This window comes from Truepera radiovictrix DSM 17093 (genome assembly GCF_000092425.1).
Lineage (GTDB): Bacteria > Deinococcota > Deinococci > Deinococcales > Trueperaceae > Truepera > Truepera radiovictrix.
Window position 1 is genome coordinate 3,113,558 of sequence record NC_014221.1, and the last position, 18,151, is coordinate 3,131,708.

At 67.8% G+C, this 18,151-nt stretch carries 15 protein-coding genes and 1 pseudogene; 7 read left to right on the forward strand and 9 right to left on the reverse strand.

Translation table 11 applies throughout. The annotated features are described in order from the left end of the window. Positions 1-37: 37 nt before the first annotated feature. The 6 genes from TRAD_RS16450 to TRAD_RS14285 all read left to right on the forward strand — a co-directional run bounded on the left by TRAD_RS16450 (position 38) and on the right by TRAD_RS14285 (position 4,899). Entirely contained in the window at positions 38-190 is a 153-nt protein-coding gene (locus TRAD_RS16450; RefSeq protein ID WP_013179324.1) for a hypothetical protein, read from the forward strand. Then, positions 187-933 (forward strand): SDR family oxidoreductase, encoded by a 747-nt coding sequence (locus TRAD_RS14265; protein ID WP_013179325.1) that lies wholly within the window; start codon positions 187-189, stop codon positions 931-933. Before TRAD_RS16450 ends, TRAD_RS14265 begins: the two co-directional genes overlap by 4 nt. Continuing rightward, positions 930-1,523, forward strand: coding sequence for a dTDP-4-dehydrorhamnose 3,5-epimerase family protein (locus tag TRAD_RS14270; protein ID WP_013179326.1), 594 nt, complete (start codon positions 930-932; stop codon positions 1,521-1,523). The genes TRAD_RS14265 and TRAD_RS14270 overlap by 4 nt, the downstream gene beginning before the upstream one ends. Beyond that, on the forward strand, positions 1,523-2,563 hold the full coding sequence (rfbB, locus tag TRAD_RS14275; RefSeq protein ID WP_013179327.1) for a dTDP-glucose 4,6-dehydratase: 1,041 nt from the start codon (positions 1,523-1,525) through the stop codon (positions 2,561-2,563). The genes TRAD_RS14270 and rfbB overlap by 1 nt, the downstream gene beginning before the upstream one ends. Next, a complete protein-coding gene (locus TRAD_RS14280) occupies positions 2,547-3,479 on the forward strand; it encodes an isoprenyl transferase (RefSeq protein ID WP_013179328.1) in 933 nt (310 codons plus the stop codon). The genes rfbB and TRAD_RS14280 overlap by 17 nt, the downstream gene beginning before the upstream one ends. 382 nt (positions 3,480-3,861) lie before the next feature. Further along, on the forward strand, positions 3,862-4,899 hold the full coding sequence (locus TRAD_RS14285; protein WP_013179329.1) for a mannose-1-phosphate guanylyltransferase: 1,038 nt from the start codon (positions 3,862-3,864) through the stop codon (positions 4,897-4,899). Here the strand turns inward: TRAD_RS14285 and TRAD_RS14290 are convergent. The 9 genes and pseudogenes from TRAD_RS14290 to TRAD_RS14330 all read right to left on the reverse strand — a co-directional run bounded on the left by TRAD_RS14290 (position 4,896) and on the right by TRAD_RS14330 (position 17,641). After that, positions 4,896-5,342: a hypothetical protein gene (locus TRAD_RS14290; RefSeq protein ID WP_013179330.1), complete on the reverse strand. Its 447-nt coding sequence runs from the start codon at positions 5,340-5,342 to the stop codon at positions 4,896-4,898. The two genes, TRAD_RS14285 and TRAD_RS14290, sit on opposite strands and share 4 nt — an antisense overlap. 63 nt (positions 5,343-5,405) lie before the next feature. After that, positions 5,406-5,937, reverse strand: a pseudogene (locus TRAD_RS15505) (Uma2 family endonuclease). 103 nt (positions 5,938-6,040) lie between these two features. Beyond that, positions 6,041-9,136 carry a DNA translocase FtsK gene (locus tag TRAD_RS14300; protein ID WP_221401617.1) on the reverse strand — a complete coding sequence of 1,032 codons (3,096 nt, stop codon included), beginning with the start codon at positions 9,134-9,136 and terminating at the stop codon, positions 6,041-6,043. Positions 9,137-9,197: 61 nt separating this feature from the next. Then, positions 9,198-10,511, reverse strand: a complete 1,314-nt coding sequence (locus tag TRAD_RS14305) for an AI-2E family transporter (protein WP_013179332.1) — start codon at positions 10,509-10,511, stop codon at positions 9,198-9,200. Between the two features lie 121 nt (positions 10,512-10,632). Further along, positions 10,633-12,465, reverse strand: coding sequence for an amylo-alpha-1,6-glucosidase (locus tag TRAD_RS14310; protein ID WP_013179333.1), 1,833 nt, complete (start codon positions 12,463-12,465; stop codon positions 10,633-10,635). A gap of 237 nt (positions 12,466-12,702) precedes the next feature. Beyond that, positions 12,703-14,133: a carbohydrate ABC transporter permease gene (locus tag TRAD_RS14315; RefSeq protein ID WP_013179334.1), complete on the reverse strand. Its 1,431-nt coding sequence runs from the start codon at positions 14,131-14,133 to the stop codon at positions 12,703-12,705. Beyond that, positions 14,133-15,239, reverse strand: a complete 1,107-nt coding sequence (locus tag TRAD_RS14320) for a carbohydrate ABC transporter permease (RefSeq protein ID WP_013179335.1) — start codon at positions 15,237-15,239, stop codon at positions 14,133-14,135. Before TRAD_RS14320 ends, TRAD_RS14315 begins: the two co-directional genes overlap by 1 nt. A gap of 60 nt (positions 15,240-15,299) precedes the next feature. Next, positions 15,300-16,541, reverse strand: a complete 1,242-nt coding sequence (locus TRAD_RS14325) for an extracellular solute-binding protein (protein ID WP_013179336.1) — start codon at positions 16,539-16,541, stop codon at positions 15,300-15,302. Between the two features lie 110 nt (positions 16,542-16,651). After that, positions 16,652-17,641: a LacI family DNA-binding transcriptional regulator gene (locus TRAD_RS14330; RefSeq protein WP_013179337.1), complete on the reverse strand. Its 990-nt coding sequence runs from the start codon at positions 17,639-17,641 to the stop codon at positions 16,652-16,654. Between the two features lie 258 nt (positions 17,642-17,899). Here TRAD_RS14330 and TRAD_RS14335 point away from each other — a divergent pair, with 258 nt between their 5' ends. Further along, on the forward strand, positions 17,900-18,118 hold the full coding sequence (locus TRAD_RS14335) for a DUF2905 domain-containing protein (protein ID WP_041947333.1): 219 nt from the start codon (positions 17,900-17,902) through the stop codon (positions 18,116-18,118). Positions 18,119-18,151 lie beyond the last annotated feature (33 nt).

The window sequence follows — 18,151 nt, forward strand, 5'->3', positions numbered from 1 at the left end:
TCGTAAACGCTGCACGCGCAGCCGAGGAGCTCACCCCATGACGACGCCCCCGCACCCCCTCAAGCTCGCTTCACGTCCCCATGCACCACCTCCCGGTACGGGTGACGTTGTCACCGACGCCATCACCGACACCATCACCGGGGTCACCGACGGGGTCACCGTCGCCGTGACGCCCTCGCCGGAGCGATGACCCGCGGCGCGCGCATCTTGCTGACCGGGGGCAGCGGGCGGCTCGGCCGCGAGCTGCAGGGGCTACTCGATCTCGTCGCGCCGCCGCGCAGCGAGCTCGACCTCACCCGACCCGACACGATCGCCGGGGCGCTGCGGCGCTACCGTCCCGAAGTCGTCGTCCACGCCGCCGCCTACACCGACGTGCGGGGCGCCGAGAGCGACCGACGGCGCTGCTGGGAGACGAACGTGGGCGGCACCCGCAACCTCGTCCGCGCGCTTCTCGCCGCCGGTCACCCCCGCTTGGTGCACATCTCGACCGACTACGTCTTTTATGGCGACCGCGGCCACTACCACGAGGACGACCCCCCCGGCCCCGTGCGCAACCACTACGCGCTCTCCAAACTCGTCGCCGAAGAGGTCGCCCGCCTCGCCCCGCACCACCTCGTTATTCGCACCTCGTTTCGCCCGCGCGAGTGGCCCTACGAGACGGCCTTCGAGGACGTCTACACGAGCCAAGACTACGTCGATGTGATCGCCCCCGAGCTCGCACTCGTGCTTAAATATCTGCACGACGTGCCCTACGACACCCTCCACATCGCCACGGAGCGCAAGAGTGTGTTCGAGCTCGCCCGGCGGCGGCGCCCCGACGTCCGCCCCGGCCGCAAAGCCGAAGCGGGGGTCGAGCTCCCCGACGACATCAGCTTGGACACGAGCCGTTGGCGCGAACTGCGGCTCATGCTCGCGGCAAAGGACGCCCTATGACCCACACCCCCAAAGACCCCCGCCCACCCGCGCCGGAAGCCGCGGCTTCCGGCGCGACCCAGCTCTCGGCGCGCGCCCAGGCGGCGCTCACCTTCCAGGTCTACGCCCCCCCCACCGAGATCGCGGGGGTGTGGCTCAAACCGCTTAAAAAGCACCGCGGCGACAACGGCGCCTTTATGGAGTACCTGCGCCTCGATGAAGGCGCCGCCGAAGGCCTCCCCGCGCCCTTTACCGTGCGGCAGCTGAGCGTTTCACACGCCCAACCGGGGCGCATCAACGCCTTTCATATCCACCCCCGCGAACCGCAAAACGAGCTCTGGACGGTGATCCAAGGCCAGCTCAAGGTCTGGCTCGTCGACCTGCGCGCAACGTCGCCGACCGAGGGCAACAAGCGCGCCTTTATCCTCTCCGGCGAGGAGCCCGCGCAGCTCTTCGTCCCGGCGGGGGTCGCGCACGGCTACCAGGCGGGGCCGGAGGGGGCGCTGCTGCTCTACACCATGGACCAGCAGTTTAACGCCGAGCACCCCAACGAGGGTCGGCTCCCGTGGGACTTTTTCGGCGCCGAGCTGTGGGCGGAGGATCGCGGCTGATGGCCCCGGAGGGGCGCTACCAACGGGTGCTCGTCACGGGTGGGCTCGGTTTTATCGGCTCGAGCTACGTCCGCTTGCTGCTCACCGAAACGGCGCTCGAGGTCGTCAACTTAGACCTCATGACCTACGCCGCGCACCCCGAGACGCTGCAGGAGCTGACGAGCGACCCGCGCTACGCCGCGCGCTACACCTTCGTCAAGGGCGACATCGCCGACCCCGCGGTGGTGCGGCGCGCGCTGGAGGGGTGCGACGCGGTGGTCAACTTCGCCGCCGAAACCCACGTCGACCGCTCCATTCACGACGCCGCCCCCTTTGTGCACACCAACGTCGAAGGGGTCCGGGTGCTTTTGGACGCGGTGCGCGAGGCCGCCAGGGAGCGCCCCGTGAGGTTCGTCCACGTCTCCACCGACGAGGTCTACGGCGAGGTCTTAGAGGGGCTCTCCCGCGAGGACGACCCCTTTCGGCCGCGCAGCCCCTACAGCGCCTCCAAAGCGGGGGGCGACCTGCTAGTCGGGGCGTACGGCGTCACCTACGGCCTCGACACCGTCGTCACGCGGGGCTCGAACAACTACGGTACGCACCAGTTCCCCGAGAAGATCATCCCGCTCTTTATCACCAACGCGCTCGACGACCAGCCGCTGCCGGTCTACGGGACGGGCAAGGCCATTCGCGACTACATCTTCGTCACCGACCACGTGCGCGGGATTCACGCCGCGCTCCTGCGGGGGCGGCGCGGCGAGGCGTACAACCTCGGCGGGCAGAACCAAACCGACGGTTTAAGCGTCGCGCGCACCATCCTCGACGCGCTCGGCAAACCGCACACGCTCATTCAGCACGTCCAAGACCGCCCCGGCCACGACCTGCGCTACGCGCTCGACATCACCAAAGCGACGCGCGAGCTCGGGTGGCGTCCCACGGTAACCTTCGCCGAAGGGATCGCGCAGACGGTGCGGTGGTACCAAGAGCACCCCGACTGGTGGCGCCCGCTCAAGGCGGCGCAAGCCGCGTTCTTCACGCAGCAGTATGCCCAACGATCCTGACGGGATGCCGGGGGCGCCCGCGGCCCTGCCGCGGCGCCCGGAAGCCGCGCCTTACCAGAAAACCGCGACAGCGGTTACACTAGAGGGCGTGGCCGCCCCGCCGCACCACCCCGCCCTGCACCGCGCGCTTAGCCTTTGGAAGGCGCTGACTGCGCCCCTTTACTGGCTCTACGAAGAGCGGCTCGAGCGCAGCGTCCGCAGCGGCAGCCTGCCGCGTCACATCGGGCTCATCATGGACGGCAACCGCCGCTTCGCCCGCAGCGTCGGCTTAGACGTCACCGCGGGGCACGACTACGGCGCCGGCAAGGCGCGCGAGGTGCTCGAGTGGTGCTTTGAGCTCGGCATCCCGCACGTGACCCTGTGGGGTTTTAGCACCGACAACCGCGGGCGCGCGCAGAGCGAGGTGTCGCACCTGCACAGCCTCTTCGCCAGACAGGCCAAGGAGATGGTGCAAGACCCCAAGATCCACCGCAACCGCGTGCGCGTGCGGGTGATCGGCGACATCGGCGACTTTCCACCGGAGGTCCAGGCGGCGCTACGCGAGGTCGAGCGGGCGACCGAGCACTACGACAAGATGCAGCTCAACGTCGCGGTCGGCTACGGCGGCCGCGAGGAGATCGTCGCGGCGGTGCGCAACCTGCTGCGCGACGAGGCGCACGCCCACCTGCGCCCCGCCGAGCTGGCCGAACGGGTGAGCGCCGACACCATCGGCCAGCACCTCTACACCGCTGGCGTCCCCGACCCCGACTTCATCATCCGCACCTCGGGGGAGGTTCGGCTCTCCGGCTTTCTCTTGTGGCAAGCCGCCTACAGCGAGTACTACTTCTGCGACGCCTTCTGGCCGAGCTTTCGCAAAGTCGACTTTTTGCGGGCGCTACGGAGCTACCAGGCGCGCGAGCGGCGCTTTGGCAAGTGAGGGGGGTGTTTGGGGGTGGCGCGACCCCATCGCGACGGTGAGGCGTCCAGGGCGGGCGACAGAAAGCTCGTCAAAGACCCCGTCACCGAGCTGTGCGCCGACGCCACCCCCTTGAAGGGCGTTAAAAACGACGTAAGATGAGCTTCGTTGCCGCGCCGCTAACCCTTACGGCGCACCGCGGGGCGATGGTCGCTCCCCGTGCCGACCAACGCCCGCAAGGACCTTCGGCGCTACCGGGCGTTGTGAAACGCAGCAAACGTTGTGGCGCGCGCGTCTGATACGTTGGGCGAAGCTCGTCGGGCGCCGTCGCGTCGGCCGCCCCCCACAGGGGTGGCTGACGCGGGGGCGCGGCGCAAAGCGCGGTGTAACCAAAGGAGGAGACGTGTTCGTCGCGGTCATTATGGCAGGGGGGCGCGGGCAGCGCTTCTGGCCTCTTTCAACCGAAGACAAACCCAAGCAGTTTTTGGACCTCGAAAAGAGCGGTCGCACCCTGATTCAGTCCACGCTCGACCGCCTGGTGCCGCTCACGGGCGGCGTCGAGCGGGTGTTCGTCATCACCGGCGAACGCTACCAGGCGCTCGTGCACGACCAGCTGCCCGAGCTGCCCCACGAAAACATCATCCTAGAACCCGTCGGGCGGGACACGGCGCCCGCCGTGGCGCTCTCCGCCCTCGAGATGCGCGCCCGCTTCGGCGACGTCGTCATGGGGCTCTTTACCGCCGACCACCGCGTCGGCAACGTCCCGAGCTTTCAGGGGGCGGTCAGACGGGCGATCTCGGTGACCGAACAGACGCGCGGCCTCACCACCCTGGGCGTCAAACCGACCTTTCCGGCGACCGGTTACGGCTACATCCAGGCGGGGGCACCGGTCGGCGCGGGCTTTAAGGTCAACCGCTTCGTCGAAAAACCCGACGCCCGCACCGCCGAGGCCTATCTGCAAAACGGCGGTTACTACTGGAACAATGGCATCTTCGTCTGGCACACCTCGACCATCTTGGAGGAGTTCGCCAAGCACGCGCCGAATATCCTCACCCCGCTCGAGGCGGCCCACGCGGGCGGCATGGTCGCCGAGGTGTTCCCCAAGATCGAAAAGATCAGCATCGACTACGCCGTGCTCGAGAAGACCGACAAAGCCTACATGGTCGTCGCCGACTACGACTGGGACGACTTAGGCGACTGGCTGGCGGTCGAGCGGCACCTGGGTAAAGACGAAGCCAACACGGTCGTCGGCGCGCACGTCGGGCTTGACAGCCAGGGCAACGTCATCTACTGCGACGACGAAAACGCCACCATCGTCACCATCGGCGTCGAGGACATGATCATCGTCAAACGGGGCGACACGGTCTTGGTCACGCGCAAAGACCGCGCGCAGGACATCAAGAGCGTGCTGCAGCGGCCCGAGTTGGCGAAGAAGGGTTAGGGGAGGCGCTTTAGGAAAAAGGTACCCGCTGGCACGTAGGGACTCTCTTCGCTGTTAAACGACCAGTACCCCGAATAGTCGTTTCCGACCAGCGAGCCCGACCACGACATACCGTAGAACCTAGGGGGTGAACGTGTCGGCTGAAGAGCCTCTAGTGGAATGGTAAAAACGAAGACGTCTCCTTCATCACTTGCGCCGCTGTAGCAGCCGGTGACCTGGTAAACCTCATCACCGACCGTGAAAACACCGGCATACGTGGCTTCTTCCGGTTCTAACGCCGTGATCTCAGCGGTGAAGGGCTCCGTCCCCGAGCCGCCCGTGGTCGTGGTGAGCGTCCCCTCCCAGTGCCCTACGGGGCTCACCGAGGGTCTTGGCTCACGGCTGCAAGCGGCGAGCAAGAAGAGCGTAGCGAGCAGCCCCCAGAGGGCGGTGCGGGTTTTCATACCGCAAGCATGCGCCGCGCCAGGGGCCTTGTCAAGCGTCTTTGGTCGGGCGACGCAGCGGGCCTAGACGAGCCCCCACGCCCTGAGGATGCTCAGCAGGGGTGGCAGCGGCTCCCGCCACAACCAGGCGACCTCGAGCTTCAGCCCCGGCAGCGCGTGGCTCTCGAACACGCCCTCCCGAAGCGGCACGGGTTGGTAGATGCCGCGCGCGTCCGGGCGGTAAAACTCGGCTTGCTCGCGTTCGTAGTCGATGAGCCAGTACTCCCTCACACCGAACGCCTCGTACTCGAAAAACGTTTCGCCACGGTCTCGCGCGCGGCTTTCGGGGCTGATGATGTTGGCGACCAAGTCGGCAGGGCCCTCGAGCCGGTTTTTCTTGAGGCGTCTTGAGGCGCCCCAAGTTTGCTTTGGCGACGAAGAGAAGGTCGGGCTCACGCCCCGGACCGTCTGGTGAGAGCTTCACCTGAAACGGTGCAGGGCGCACTATGCCCAGGTCGTAGACCTCAGTGAAGTGGCTGAGGACGGCTGTGAGGAAGCGGACGAGGTCTTGATGCCTGTCCGAAGCCGGGCTTATAAGGATGACCCTACCATCCACCCATTCCGCATGGGTCTCGTCCGAAGAGGCCAAAAACGCCTCGTAGCTGACCTAGTCCGTTCTCTCCTCGGTTCTCTCCTGAACGTCGCCCACCCCACTCACCTCACTTCCCGAAGATGTCCGGCAGCTCGTGCAGCTCGACCAAGACCTCGCGCGGTTTGGAGCCGACGTGCGCGCCCACGACGCCCAGCGCCTCGAGCGAATCCATGAGCTTCCCCGCGCGCGCGTGCCCGACCGACAGGCGCCGCTGCAAGCGCGACACGCTCGCCTGCCCCTCGCTGACCACCAACTCGGCCGCCTCGCGCAGCTTGTCGTCGTTCCAGTCGACCAGCCCCGACGCGGTCGATTCGTCGCTGGGGGGCGGGTCGAAGTCGGCGCCGTAAGCCTCGACAAAGTCGTCGTCGAAGATCTGGCGGCGCAAAAAGCTCGCCAGGGTAAAGATCTCGTCCTCGCTGATAAAGGGCCCCTGGAGGCGCACGGGTTTGGCTAGGCCGGGTTGGTAGAAGAGCATGTCGCCCATCCCGGTCAGGCGCTCCGCACCCATGGTGTCGAGGATCGTCCTCGAGTCGTGGCCGCTGGAGACCGCAAAGGCGATCCGCGCGGGCACGTTGACCTTGATGAGGCTCGTCAGGATGTCCACGCTGGGGCGCTGCGTCGCCAGGATGAGGTGCATCCCGGTCGCGCGGGCCATCTGCGCAAGGCGCATGATCGCCGACTCGACCTCTTTGGGGGAGGTGATCATCAGGTCGGCCAGCTCGTCGATGATGATGACGATAAAGGGCAGCTCGGGCAGGTCTAAGTTACGCGCTTTTTGGTTGTACTGGTCCAGGTTCTTGGCGCCCAGCTTGCTCATCATCTTGTAGCGGCGCTCCATGTGGGCGACCGCGCCCAAGAGCACCCCCGCGGCGTCGTTCGGGTTGGTGACCACGGGGCGCAGGAGGTGCGGGATGCCGTCGAAGGGCGTCAGCTCGACCATCTTGGGGTCGATCATCAAGAAGCGCAGCTCGGTCGGCAGAAACTTGTAGAGCAACGAGCCCACGAGCGTGTTCACCGCGACCGACTTGCCGGAGCCCGTCGAACCGGCGATCAAGAGGTGCGGCATGCGCGAGAGGTCGCCGACGAGCATCTCGCCGTCGATGCTCTTACCCAGGATGAGGGGCAGGCGCGCGCGCGCGCGGCGAAACGGGGGCGCCTCGGCGGCCTCGCGGAACTTGATGAGGTCGCGGTGGGCGTTGGGGACCTCCAGACCGATCACGCTCTTGCCGGGGATCGGCGCCTCGATCCGCACCGAACCGACCGCCATCGCCAGCGCCAGGTCGTCCGAGAGGTTGGAAAAGCGGCTGATCTTCTCGCCGGGGGCCGGTTCGACCTCGAAGCGGGTGACCGTGGGGCCGCGGACAGACGCCACCACGCGCCCCTGAAGGCGGAAGTTGGCGAGCGTCTCGTCGATTTTGGCGATGCGCGCGCGCACCTCGCGCTGCTGCGCGGCGGGGTCCTCGTGGGCGTGGATGGGGGCGTCGAGGAGCTCCAGGGCGGGGAGCTGGATGGGGATACCGCCGACCTCGGGCAAGGGGTCGGCGGCGCCCTCTTCGTCGCTCGCCGCTGGCTCGAGGTCTTCGTCGCCGACGTCGTCCCAGGCGGGGCCGGTGTCGTCGCGGAGGGTGCCCCGTTCGGCCTCCGCTTCGTCCGCCCACGGCGGCGCGGCGCTGACCCTGACGGGGGGCGGCGCCCACGTTTCATCGGCAGCGGCGTCGGTGTCGCCGCTGGCACCGGTGTCGCCGCTGGCACTGTTGTCGCCCCGCTCGGCGCTCTCGGCGGGTGGCGCCCCCCCGACGACTTCGAGGGCCGCTTCGAGCTCACCGAGGGCCGCCTCGTGCGCCTCGCGCTCGGCGAGCTCGGCGCGGTTTTTGCGCAGACGCCCGGCCACGGCGTTGTCGAAGGCGGCGACCGAAGCGTCGCCCGACAGGTCGCGCGCCAACGCCTCCAAGCGCTCCAGGAGCCCGCGCCACGCTCCCAAACGCTCGGCGTCGCACGCCAGCGCCGCTTGCGCCTGCTCGAGCCCCGCTAGCTTCTGGGCGCGGGCGTGGTGCCCCTCAGAGGCGCGCACGAGCTCGCGCGCTGTGGTGCCCCTGTCCGCGAGCGCCTGCGCGGCCAGGTCGCGTTCGCGCAACGTCCGCCCGTAGCGCTCGGCGAGCGCCGTGAGGTCGAGGAGCAGCGTGCGGCGGGTGTCCTCGAGGGCGCGCGCGAGCTGTGAGGAACCGCGGAAGCCCTCCCCCAACGCCTGCGCCAGCTGTTCGTGCCGGTCTTCAAACCCCAGCACCCCTTCGTCGAGGAGCTGCGCGCGCAGCTCCTCGACGCGCCCCGCCGTAAACCCCCCGATGGCCTCCTCCCAAGCGTCGAGGTCGGCTCGCGTGTCCTCCAGGGTCGCCGCGTCGGCCCCCTTGAGGCTCCCCCGCGCGCGCGCCACCTCCCCTTTCCAGCGCGCCAACTCGGCGCTGCCGGGGTAGAGGCGCTCGAGCGCCGAGAGGTCGCTCGCCAGCTCCTTGAGCCGCCCCCGCGCGAGCGCGACGTCGGCGTTGAGCGCGGCCCGCTCGCGCAGCCGGCGCCGCAGGCGCGCGCCGCGCTGTAAAGCGCGCTGCACCCCCCCGACACCGCGTTTGACGCCGCCGCGTAGGAGCGTCATCGGCGCCTTGCCGAGGAGCAAGTCGGCGCCCACAAGGATCACGACGAGCGCCAGGAGGTACGCCAGCACCCCCGCCGCGCCCGCAGCCGCGCCGTGGAGCGCCACCCCCCACGCCCCCCCCAGGGGCGGCTGGAGGAGCGTGACGAGCAGCCACGCGCCCGCCCCCACGATGAGGTAACCGAGTAAGAGCCGCCACCACCTCCGGATGGGCCGCTGCAGCAGCAGGGCGCCGCCGAAAAAGAGCAGTGGCCACGGCAGCAGGTACGCCCCTACCCCCGCGCGACCGACCGCGAGGTTGCGGGTCATCGCCCCGAGTTCGCCGGTCGGCAGAAGCGGTACGAGCAGCCCCAAGATCAGCACGCCCAGCGCCAAAAGCGGGAGGCCGAGGGCTTCGAGGTCGACTTGGGCGGGGCGCTGCGGGCGCGCCCGCCCCGCGGCGGCGCCTCGCGAACGGCTCGGGGTGCGCCGCGGGAGGTTGCCGGAAAGCTCCGTCTTCATGCCACGCTTGCTAGCCACGCTTTAGTCTACCTTTCGTCGCCTTGTTCCGCAGCGGCGGCTCGAGGCCGGCTCAGGGGCGCTAGGCCCCTTTTCTGCGGCGACGTAGACGCAGCACCCGGGGGCGCGCGGCCGCCCCCTCCGGCGCGGCAGCCTCGCTTTCGGCGCGCTCGGTGTCGCCAGGGCTTAGGGCCGCGTCTGGCACCGAGCGCGGAAAGACGCGCACCTTGTCCTCCGTGTAGGCGGGGCGGCGCAGCACGTACTCCTCGACGAGCACCTTGATAAGCGCCACCGTCGGCACCGCGAAAAGCGCCCCCACCAGACCGAACGCGCCGAGCCCGGCGGTGATCGAAATGAGCACCGTCACCGGATGCAAGTTCGTCGACTTCGAGAGGATGAGCGGCGACAAAACGTTGCCCTCGAGCTGATTGGCGATCACGAACACCACCACCGCCAAGATGGCCGTGGTAAAGGGCGTGTCGGTCGTTAGCCCCAGAAGCGCGGCCGGGATGGTGCCGATCACCGGCCCCAAGTAGGGCACGAGGTTAAAGATGGCGGCGAAAAAGCTGAGGGCGAGCGCGAGCGGCACCCCGGCGAGCGACAGGCCGATATAGATCATGATCCCCAAGACGAGCGCGATGAGCAGCTGGCCGCGCAGGTACCCGCCCACCGCGCGGTCGGCTTTGACGCCTAGATCTTCGTAGAAGGGGCGGTAGCGCACCGGTACGTAGCGCTTAAAGTTGGCGGTGATGCGGGGAAAATCGTAGAGGAAGTAGGCGCTCGCCACGAGGATCAAAAATGCCTGCAGGGTCGTCGACACGACGCCGGTCGCGCCGGTGAGCAAAAACGCCGGGCCTTGCTCGAGCGTCGCCTGCAGGACGTTGACGAGCCCCGCCGTCGCTTGGTCGAAAAGCGTCAGGACGCGCGTCTCGACCTCTTGAGCGATGTTGACCCCATCGACGCCCGTGCCGAAGCGGTCGGCGAGAAACTCCGGCAGGCGCTCCTGCCACCCCAACACGAACTCCGACATGCGGGCGAGCAGCGGCCCCAGGGCGTCGAGCGCCCCCGGAATGAGCGCGACGAAGCGGCCGAGCTCGGCGACCACGCTGGTAAGCAGCACGGTCCCGAAGACGATCAGCAGGATAAGAAAGAAAAAGACGATAACGGTCGCCAAGCCGCGGCCGATGCGCAGCCGCCGCATCCCGCTCACCAAGGGGTGCAGCACGTAGGCGACGATAAAACCGATGAGCGCCGTTTGCAGCGCGAACGAGAAGGTGCGGTAAAAGTACCAGAGGAGGAACCCGACCCCGATGAGCAGCACGAGCTGCACCGTCGCGCGTACCCAGACGTTCTGCCAGACGACCTCGAAGGCCGTCGGCGTCCGCTGCCTAGACATGGCGGCCCTCTACACGACGCGAGGCGCCGGGGCGCTGCAGGGTTCTACCCATCACGCCCCGAGTGTAGCACACGCGTTGTACACGGGGTTGTCCGTACACAGGCCCCACCCCGCCCGGCCTCTAAAGCCGCAGCAGGTAGAGCAGCGCCGCCGCGTCCCACGCTTGCGGGCGGCAGGCGACGGGATAGGGGACGGGGGGCGCGTCCTCGCGTTCGTAACCGGCGATCAGCTCGGGGAGCCGACGGTCGGCCTGGCTGTGCGCGAGGTCAAAGAGCGCCTCCCGGACGCGCGCCGCCTCCGCGGCGAAGCCGTAGCGGGCGAGCCCACCCGCGACGAGCGCGGTGTCGTGCGGCCAGACCGAGCCGTTGTGGTACGAGACCGGGTTGTAACGCTTTTCCCCCCGCCCCAGGGTGCGAAAGCCCCAACCCGTCCAGTTGGTCTCCGAAAACAACGTCGCCACCAGACGGGGCGCCACCGCCTCCGGTACGATCCCCGTCCACAGGAGCTGCCCCGCGTTGGAGTTGTGCACCCTTAAGGGGCACTTGTCGCCGTCTAGAGCCATCGCGTAGGTCTGCAGCTCCTCGACCCAGAACGCCTCGTGAAAGCGCTCTTTGAGTTCACTAGCGCGCGCGCGCCAGCGGTCGCCGCCCGCTTCACCGAGCGCGTCGTAAAAGGTCGCCGCCGCCTCGAAGGCGTCGTAGGCGTAGCCCTGCACCTCGCTGCCGGCGATCGCCCCCGAAGCGAGGTACCCGTCGGCGTGGCTCATGGAGTCGTGCGAGTCCTTCCAGGTCTGCACGCTGAGACCCTGGCCCATGGGCGCCCCCACGAACTCCAAAAAGCCGTCGCCGTCAGGGTCGCCGTCCTCGAGCATCCACGCGAGCGCCGCCTCCCAGTTGGGTTTGAGCTCGCGCACCAACGCCAGGTCGCCCGTGACGCGGTAGAGCTCGTGGAGGAGCACGACGAAGAGCGGGGTCGCGTCGACGGTGCCGTAGTAGCGGCGAAACGGCACCTTGCCGGTGCGCGACAGCTCGCCGTAGCGCACCTCGTGGAGGATCTTACCGGGCGCCTCGGCGGTCACGGGGTCGTGCGTGCGCCCCTGATAGGCCGCTAGAAAGCGCAGCGTCCCCTCGGCGACCTCCGGGTGGTGCGGGAGCAGCATATAGGCGCTGAGCAGCGCGTCGCGGCCGAAAGCGGCCACGTACCAGGGGATGCCCGCCGCCGGATAGAGGCCGTGCTCGGTAAAGAGCAGCAGCGCGCGCAGGTCGTCGATGGCGCGCGCCAAGACCTCGCCGTGCCCGTCCGAGAGCGCCGGCACGTCGAACCCCGCGCGCCAGCTTTCGTAGCTGATCCCGGGCGCGTCGACCGCGAGGGGGTTGTGGAGGGTCACCTCGAGCGTCAACACCTTAACCTCGCCGGGTTGCAGAGGGAGCACGAAGCGCAACCCGGTGGCCTCTTGCGCCGTTGGCGGCTGCGACGGCGCGAGGCGGACGCTGGTCTCCAAGCCGTCCTCGGCGCGGTAGCGGAGCCTAAAGGCCGCACCGTCGGGCTCTAGCGCCACGGGCGCGCGCGCGACGCGGTGCCACCCGCGCGCCTCGAACATGTCGACGAAGTCGGCGCCGAGCTCGAGCGTGAGCGCCACCTCCACCGGCTCGGGGCTGGTGTTCTCCACGCGCAGGCGGTCGTCAAACCCGCGCGCGCCAAAGTCCAGGTGACGCTGAATACCGACCGTCTGCGACGGCCCCTCGATGCGGGCGTAGTGCGCGCGCAGGCGGTCGGGGCGGGGCGTGTGCAACAGGAGCGTCTCAAACGCCTCCCCAAAGCGCCAGCAGTAACGGTTTAAAAAGCGCGTGTCGCGGTTGTACAGGCCGTGCTCCCCGCCAGTGATCTGCCCCGCCCCGTCGGCCACGAAGAAGCTGTAGTTCTCTTTCAGCACCACGTCTTTACTCAGGTCCATCGGTCACTCCTAGCTGTGGGAGCCTAACACATGGGCCAAGGGCAGGCCACGTGCGGGCGGGGCGTGGGCAGTGATGAGCCAAGGCTCAGCCATGAGCAACCCCCCGAAGGGGGCGCTTCGCGGCGAGCCATGAGTGATGCTCCCCATCTCATGGCTCATTGCTCATGGCTCGTTACTCATGGCTACTTGCGCCTAACCCACCTCCCCTAGCGGCTAGCGGTACGGCACAGTCTCCCCCTACTCCTTACCCCCGCCGTAGGAGACCCCCTCTAGGAAGTACTTCTGGAACACCACGAAGAGGATGATAATGGGCAGCGCGCTCATCACCGCGCCCGCCAGGATGAGCCCCCAGTCGCCGACGTTGCCGTAGATGTTGCGGAAAGTCAGGAGGCCGATGGGGAGCGTTTTGATGTCCTCGGGGGTCGTCAAGACCACGAGCGGCCAGAAAAAGTCGTTCCAGGCGCCCTGAAAGGTCAAGATGGTGAGCGCCCCCAGGGCGGGCCGCGCCATCGGTAGCACCACCTTGGAGAAGCGCTGCCACTGGGAGGTGCCGTCGATCATCGCAGCTTCCTCGACCTCGCGCGGGATGGTCTCGAAAAACTGCTTCATGATAAACACCGCCCCCGCCCCCACGAGCCCCGAGAGGATGACACCGGAGAGGCTATTAAGGAGCGTCGCCTGACCCCAGAGCCGCGAGAGCCCGAAGATGCCGTCACGCAGCACCAGGTAGTTGGAGATGAAGGTCACCTGGCCGGGGATCATCTGGGCGAAGAGGATCAGGATAAAGATCAGGTTTTTACCGGGGAAGTTAAGCCGCGCGAGCGCGTAGCCCGCCATCGAAGCGAACAAGATGGTGGTGATGACCTTGGCGAGCGCGATGATAAACGAGTTGAGCGTCCAGCTCAAAAAGAGCGAGCGGCCGGTGGTGATGCTCCGCGCCTCCTCGAAGACGCGCGCGTAGTTGTTGAAGACATAACCCAAGGAGCCCGGCGTGATGTTGTCGAAGCTGGCGACGCGGCCGCGGCGCTCGAGCCGCGAGGGCGAGAGCGTCGCGGAGACGAAGACCTGGTCGCGCGTCGGCACCTCGATGTCCACGGGGAGCCGGTTGACCGTCGGGCCGTCGCCCTCGTAGGTGACCGTAAAGCCATAGGTGACGAACGTCCCCGGGACGCTCTCGCCGCCCACGGTGAACTCGCCCGCCTCGCGCGCGAGCTCCTGGGTCGGCGTCAGGGCGGCGTAGTCGGCGGCGAAGTCGATCTGCTGCACCGCCCCCAACCCCCCACCCGGTCGCCGCCGCGGGACGGTCACGGTGGGCACCTCCGGCTCGGCGCCTTGGGGGACGAAGTAGGTGATCTCAAAGGGCACCTGCGCGCCGGGGGCGAAGCCCCCCCAGAGGGGCGCGTTCGCCCCCGCGCGGCCCAATGCGGCGCCGGCCGCCCAGTTGCGCGGGTTGAGCTGCGGGATGGCGAGCGTCGGGGGGTACTCGAGCGGGTCCTCTCTCAGGCTCGAGAGCGCGGCGAAGAGCAGCGGTCCCAGAAAGAGGATCGAAAAAATCAGCATGACCGTGTAGACGATCCCCACCCGCGCCCAGCGCCGCCGCGCCTGCCAGCGCTCGATGTCCTGGGCGGGGGGGCGGCGGCGCTGCGTCAGAACCCGAACCTGCGCCATTACGAGGCCTCCGAACGGATGAAGCGGCGCTGGATCAGGACGATCAGCAGCGTCAGGGCCGCCAAGAACATGGCCGCCGCCGAGGCGAAGCCGACCTCGGGGAGCTGCGCGCCGGGGAACATGCGCTGATAGACGAAGTAGGCCAGGGTGATCACCGAGCGCGTGGGCACGGCGTTCCCGAAGATCGCCACCTGGTCGAACATCTGCAGGGTACCGATGAGGCTAAGCGTGACCACCAAAAAGGTCACGGGTTGCACGGCCGGGATGGTGATGTGGAAAAACTGCTGCACGGGGGTCGCGCCGTCCAAGGAAGCCGCCTCGTAGTGCGACTTGGGCACGTCTTGAAGGGCCGCCAAGAACATCAGCATAAAGGTCGGGATGGTGGTGAAGATGTTCTGGATCATGATGGCAATAAGCGGCACCGGCGCGCGCAAAAAGGTCGGGAAAACGCCCGGCACCTCCTGGCGGGTCTGCAACCAGACGAAGTCGACGACCCCACCGCGCGGCACCAGCACCCCCAAAAAGGTCAGCAGCCACGCCGCGGCCACGGCGACAAGCAACGAGATGACAAAGAGCGCCGGGTCGTTCCAGCGGGCGGGGAGGCCGCGCGCGCGCTCGAGCCCGACCTGCAGCGCCTGCAACCCCACGAGCACGAGCGCAAACGCCCCGAGCTGCGGCGCGTAGTTGACCACCTGCGTCGCCAGGTAGTTAAAGAGCCCCTGGCGCTGGTACATCCACAAGAAGATGAGGGTGATCACCACGCTGCTGGTGACGCTCGGCATGTAGAAAGCGGCGCGAAAAAAGTTGAGCCCGCGGATCTTTTGGTTTAAAACCGCCGCCATCACGAGCGCCCCGAAGGTCTGCACGGTCGTGACGATGGCGGAGAAGAGGAGCGAGTTGCGCAGCGCGAAGAGAAAGTTCTCCTCGCGGAACAAGTTGACGTAGTTCTGCAAACCGATCCACCGCGGCGCGTTAAAGAGGTCGTAGTTGGTAAAGCTAAAATACACCGCGCGCACGGTGGCGTAGAGGAAAAATAGCCCCAGGGTGACTAGGAAGGGGAGGAGAAAGAGATAGGCTGCGACGACCTCCTGCTGTTTCGCTCGCATGACCGACTTCCTCTCGTACTAGGGGGGCGGGGGGAGCCCCCGCCCGACAGCTGCGCCTGACTACCTCGCGCCCGCGCGCGCCAAAATCGCGTCGAGCTCCGACTGCGCGCTCTGCAGCGCCGACGCGGCGTCCGCTTGGCCGGTCATCACGGCGGTGATGGCGTTGTTGATGGGGGTCATGTAGTCGGTACCGATGTTGCCGAACTGAAAGCCCAAGACGTTGCCGTCCGAAGCGCCCTCGAAGATGATGCGGTTGGCCTGCGCCTCGGGGTCGTCTTCGTTAAAGTAGTCGAGCTCGCCCAAAGCCTCGCGGCTGGGGATCGCGAGCCCCTGCTCGAGGATGAACTGCTGCGCCTCCTCGCTGGTGAGCGCCTCGAGCACCCGCACGGCCGCCTCCTGGTTGGGCGAGTCGGCGTTGATCGCCCACGCCACCGAGTAGACGAAGTTACCGCGTTCGCCGGTCTCATCCGAGCGCGGCATGGGGGCGGCGCCATAGGCGAGGTTGGGGGCGTTGTCGCGCAAAAAGCCGAGGATCCACGCGCCCTCGATGGCGACCGCCGCCTGCTCGTTGGCCAAGCAGTCGCCGGGCCACCCCGCCCCGACGTCGGAGGGCTGCACGGCGGTGCCCTCGGTGACGAGCCCGGTGTAGAACTCGAAGGCGTCGACGAAGGCCTCGTCTTGGAGCGACACGCTACCGTCTTCGTTAAAGGGCTGCCAGCCGTTGGCGTAGGCAAAAGCGCCCAAGCGGGCGAAGTCGGCGCTCAAGCAGGCGCCGTAGATGCCGGGGTCGAGCTCGCGCACCGCCCGCAGCTTTTCGGCAAAGCTCTCGAAGGTGTCGTCCGCGTTCGGGTAGTCGACCTCGGCCTCGTCGAAGAGGTCTTCGTTGTAAAAGATCGCCAGGGTGTTGAAGTCTTTCGGGATGCCGTAGACCTGACCGTCTTGGGTGTAGACCTCTAGGAGCGCATCGATAAAGGGCTCCGTGTCGACGAGGTCGTTTAACGGCTGTACGCGGCCCGTGGCGATAAACCCGGGGGCGACCTCGCCGGGGAGGTAGAACACGTCGCCGGCGGTGCCCGCCGAGAGGTTGTTGGTCATCACCGCGTTGTAGTCGGTCTCGATGGGCTCGTACTGCACGGTGATGCCCTCGGCCTGGAGGTCGTCGCCGATGACCTCGTTTAAAAGGCGCTGCATGATGGCGGGGTCTTGTCCACCGTAGCCCTGCACGCGAACCGTCGTCTGGGCAAGAGCGGCGCTGCAGGCGGTGAGCGAAAGGGCGAGAAGCAAGCCGGTGCTGCGTTTCATAGGGTCTCCTTTGAGATTGGCTCGAGGCTGAGATTGGCTCGAGGCGTACTGCGAACGTGCTAAAGAGGACGCGCTTGCGCAAGCGAGCAGTTAGAGGGCTACACGCCGCATCACCTCCTCCGAGCGGTCGTGCCGCGCACCACGAGCTGAACGGGGATGACTTCGGAGCGGGGGGGCTCGCCGCGCAGGCTCTCCTTTAAGAGGGCGGCGGCGGTCGCGGCGACCTTGGCGACGTCTTGGCGCACCGTGGTGAGCCCGTCGCCGAACTCCGGCAGGTCGTCGAAGCCGACCACCGACACGTCGCCGGGGACGCGCAGCCCCGCGTCCTCCAAAGCGGCGATCACCCCGCACGCCATCTCGTCGGAAGCGGCGAACACGCCGGTAAACGTCACCCCGCCCTCGAGCGCGCGCCGCACCGCGCGGTAGGCGCCGAGCGTGGTGAAACCGCCGTCTAACACCCGCGCGTCGGGGAGCGCCACGCCGGCCTCCTGCAGCGCCCCCCGAAAGGCTCTGAAGCGGTCGAAGGCCGCCTGACCACCCAAGTCACCCGTCACGTGCAAGAGCTCGGTGTGCCCCAAACGCAGCAGGTGCAAAGCCGCTTGGCGCCCGCCGTCAACGTCGTCGGCCCGCGTCCAGCGCTCCCCCTCGGCGTGACCGGCGAGCACCACGGGGATCCCCTGCGCGTGCAGGTAGCCGATGCGGGCGTCGTCGTCGTGCAGCCCGACGAGCACAAAGGCGTCCGCGCTGCGCGCGGGCAAACCGTCGGGGCGGCTGGGGACGGTCTCGAGCCTGAGCCCCGACTCCTGCAGCGCGGCGCTTAGGTGCTGGGCGAAAAGCGTGTAGAAAGGGGAGAAGCGCGTGCTGCTCGGCGCGACGTGAAACCCGATGCGTTTGGGGTGGCGCAGCGAGAGCTCGCGGGCGGCGGCGTCGGGGCGGTACTCGAGGCGGCTCACGGCCTCCAACACCGCGTGACGCGTGGCCGCTTTGACCCCCGCGCGCCGGTTGAGCACGCGGCTCACCGTCCCCGTCGAGACTCCCGCAGCCCGCGCGACGTCCTCGATGGTCACGCGCGCGGCCGTTTGGTGCGATGCCCTTTTCAACGCCCTTGCTCCTTTGCGCCAGCAGGCTTTTTGTAACCGCTTACAACGTGGGTACCCCTGCATCCTACGTCGCCCTCAGGGGGTTGTCAAGTAGGCCACCGTGGCGCTACCGGTGTGTGGGACAACATCCCCCGCTGGGGGCCATCACACTGGAGTTGGTGGGGGGCGTTGTAAGCGCTTACGGGCGTGGCCGCCGCGTGCAAAAGCCGTTGTAGCGCGGCCCGCGTGCGCGCGCCGGGGGCGCGTTACCCTAAGGGCATGGCACGCCTTCTCATCGCTTTGGGGTTGTTCTTGCTCGTCGCCGGCGTCGCCCTGGCGCTCTTTCCGCGGGCGTTCTCCTGGTTCGGCACGCTGCCCGGCGACCTGCGCATCCGGCGCGACGGCGTCTCGATCTTTATCCCCATCACCTCGGCGCTCCTGTTAAGCGGCGCGCTCACCCTCGTGATCAACCTGATCGCGTGGTTTTTGCGTCGCTAACGCCGCAGCGCGCTTAGAAACGGCCACGAAAAC

Coding starts and splice junctions, on each gene's coding strand:
- TRAD_RS16450 (WP_013179324.1), top strand. CDS start 38: ATGACGACGCCCCCGCACCCCCTCAAGCTCGCTTCACGTCCCCATGCA.
- TRAD_RS14265 (WP_013179325.1), top strand. CDS start 187: ATGACCCGCGGCGCGCGCATCTTGCTGACCGGGGGCAGCGGGCGGCTC.
- TRAD_RS14270 (WP_013179326.1), top strand. CDS start 930: ATGACCCACACCCCCAAAGACCCCCGCCCACCCGCGCCGGAAGCCGCG.
- rfbB (WP_013179327.1), top strand. CDS start 1,523: ATGGCCCCGGAGGGGCGCTACCAACGGGTGCTCGTCACGGGTGGGCTC.
- TRAD_RS14280 (WP_013179328.1), top strand. CDS start 2,547: ATGCCCAACGATCCTGACGGGATGCCGGGGGCGCCCGCGGCCCTGCCG.
- TRAD_RS14290 (WP_013179330.1), bottom strand. CDS start 5,342: ATGAAAACCCGCACCGCCCTCTGGGGGCTGCTCGCTACGCTCTTCTTG.
- TRAD_RS14305 (WP_013179332.1), bottom strand. CDS start 10,511: ATGTCTAGGCAGCGGACGCCGACGGCCTTCGAGGTCGTCTGGCAGAAC.
- TRAD_RS14310 (WP_013179333.1), bottom strand. CDS start 12,465: ATGGACCTGAGTAAAGACGTGGTGCTGAAAGAGAACTACAGCTTCTTC.
- TRAD_RS14315 (WP_013179334.1), bottom strand. CDS start 14,133: ATGGCGCAGGTTCGGGTTCTGACGCAGCGCCGCCGCCCCCCCGCCCAG.
- TRAD_RS14320 (WP_013179335.1), bottom strand. CDS start 15,239: ATGCGAGCGAAACAGCAGGAGGTCGTCGCAGCCTATCTCTTTCTCCTC.
- TRAD_RS14325 (WP_013179336.1), bottom strand. CDS start 16,541: ATGAAACGCAGCACCGGCTTGCTTCTCGCCCTTTCGCTCACCGCCTGC.
- TRAD_RS14335 (WP_041947333.1), top strand. CDS start 17,900: ATGGCACGCCTTCTCATCGCTTTGGGGTTGTTCTTGCTCGTCGCCGGC.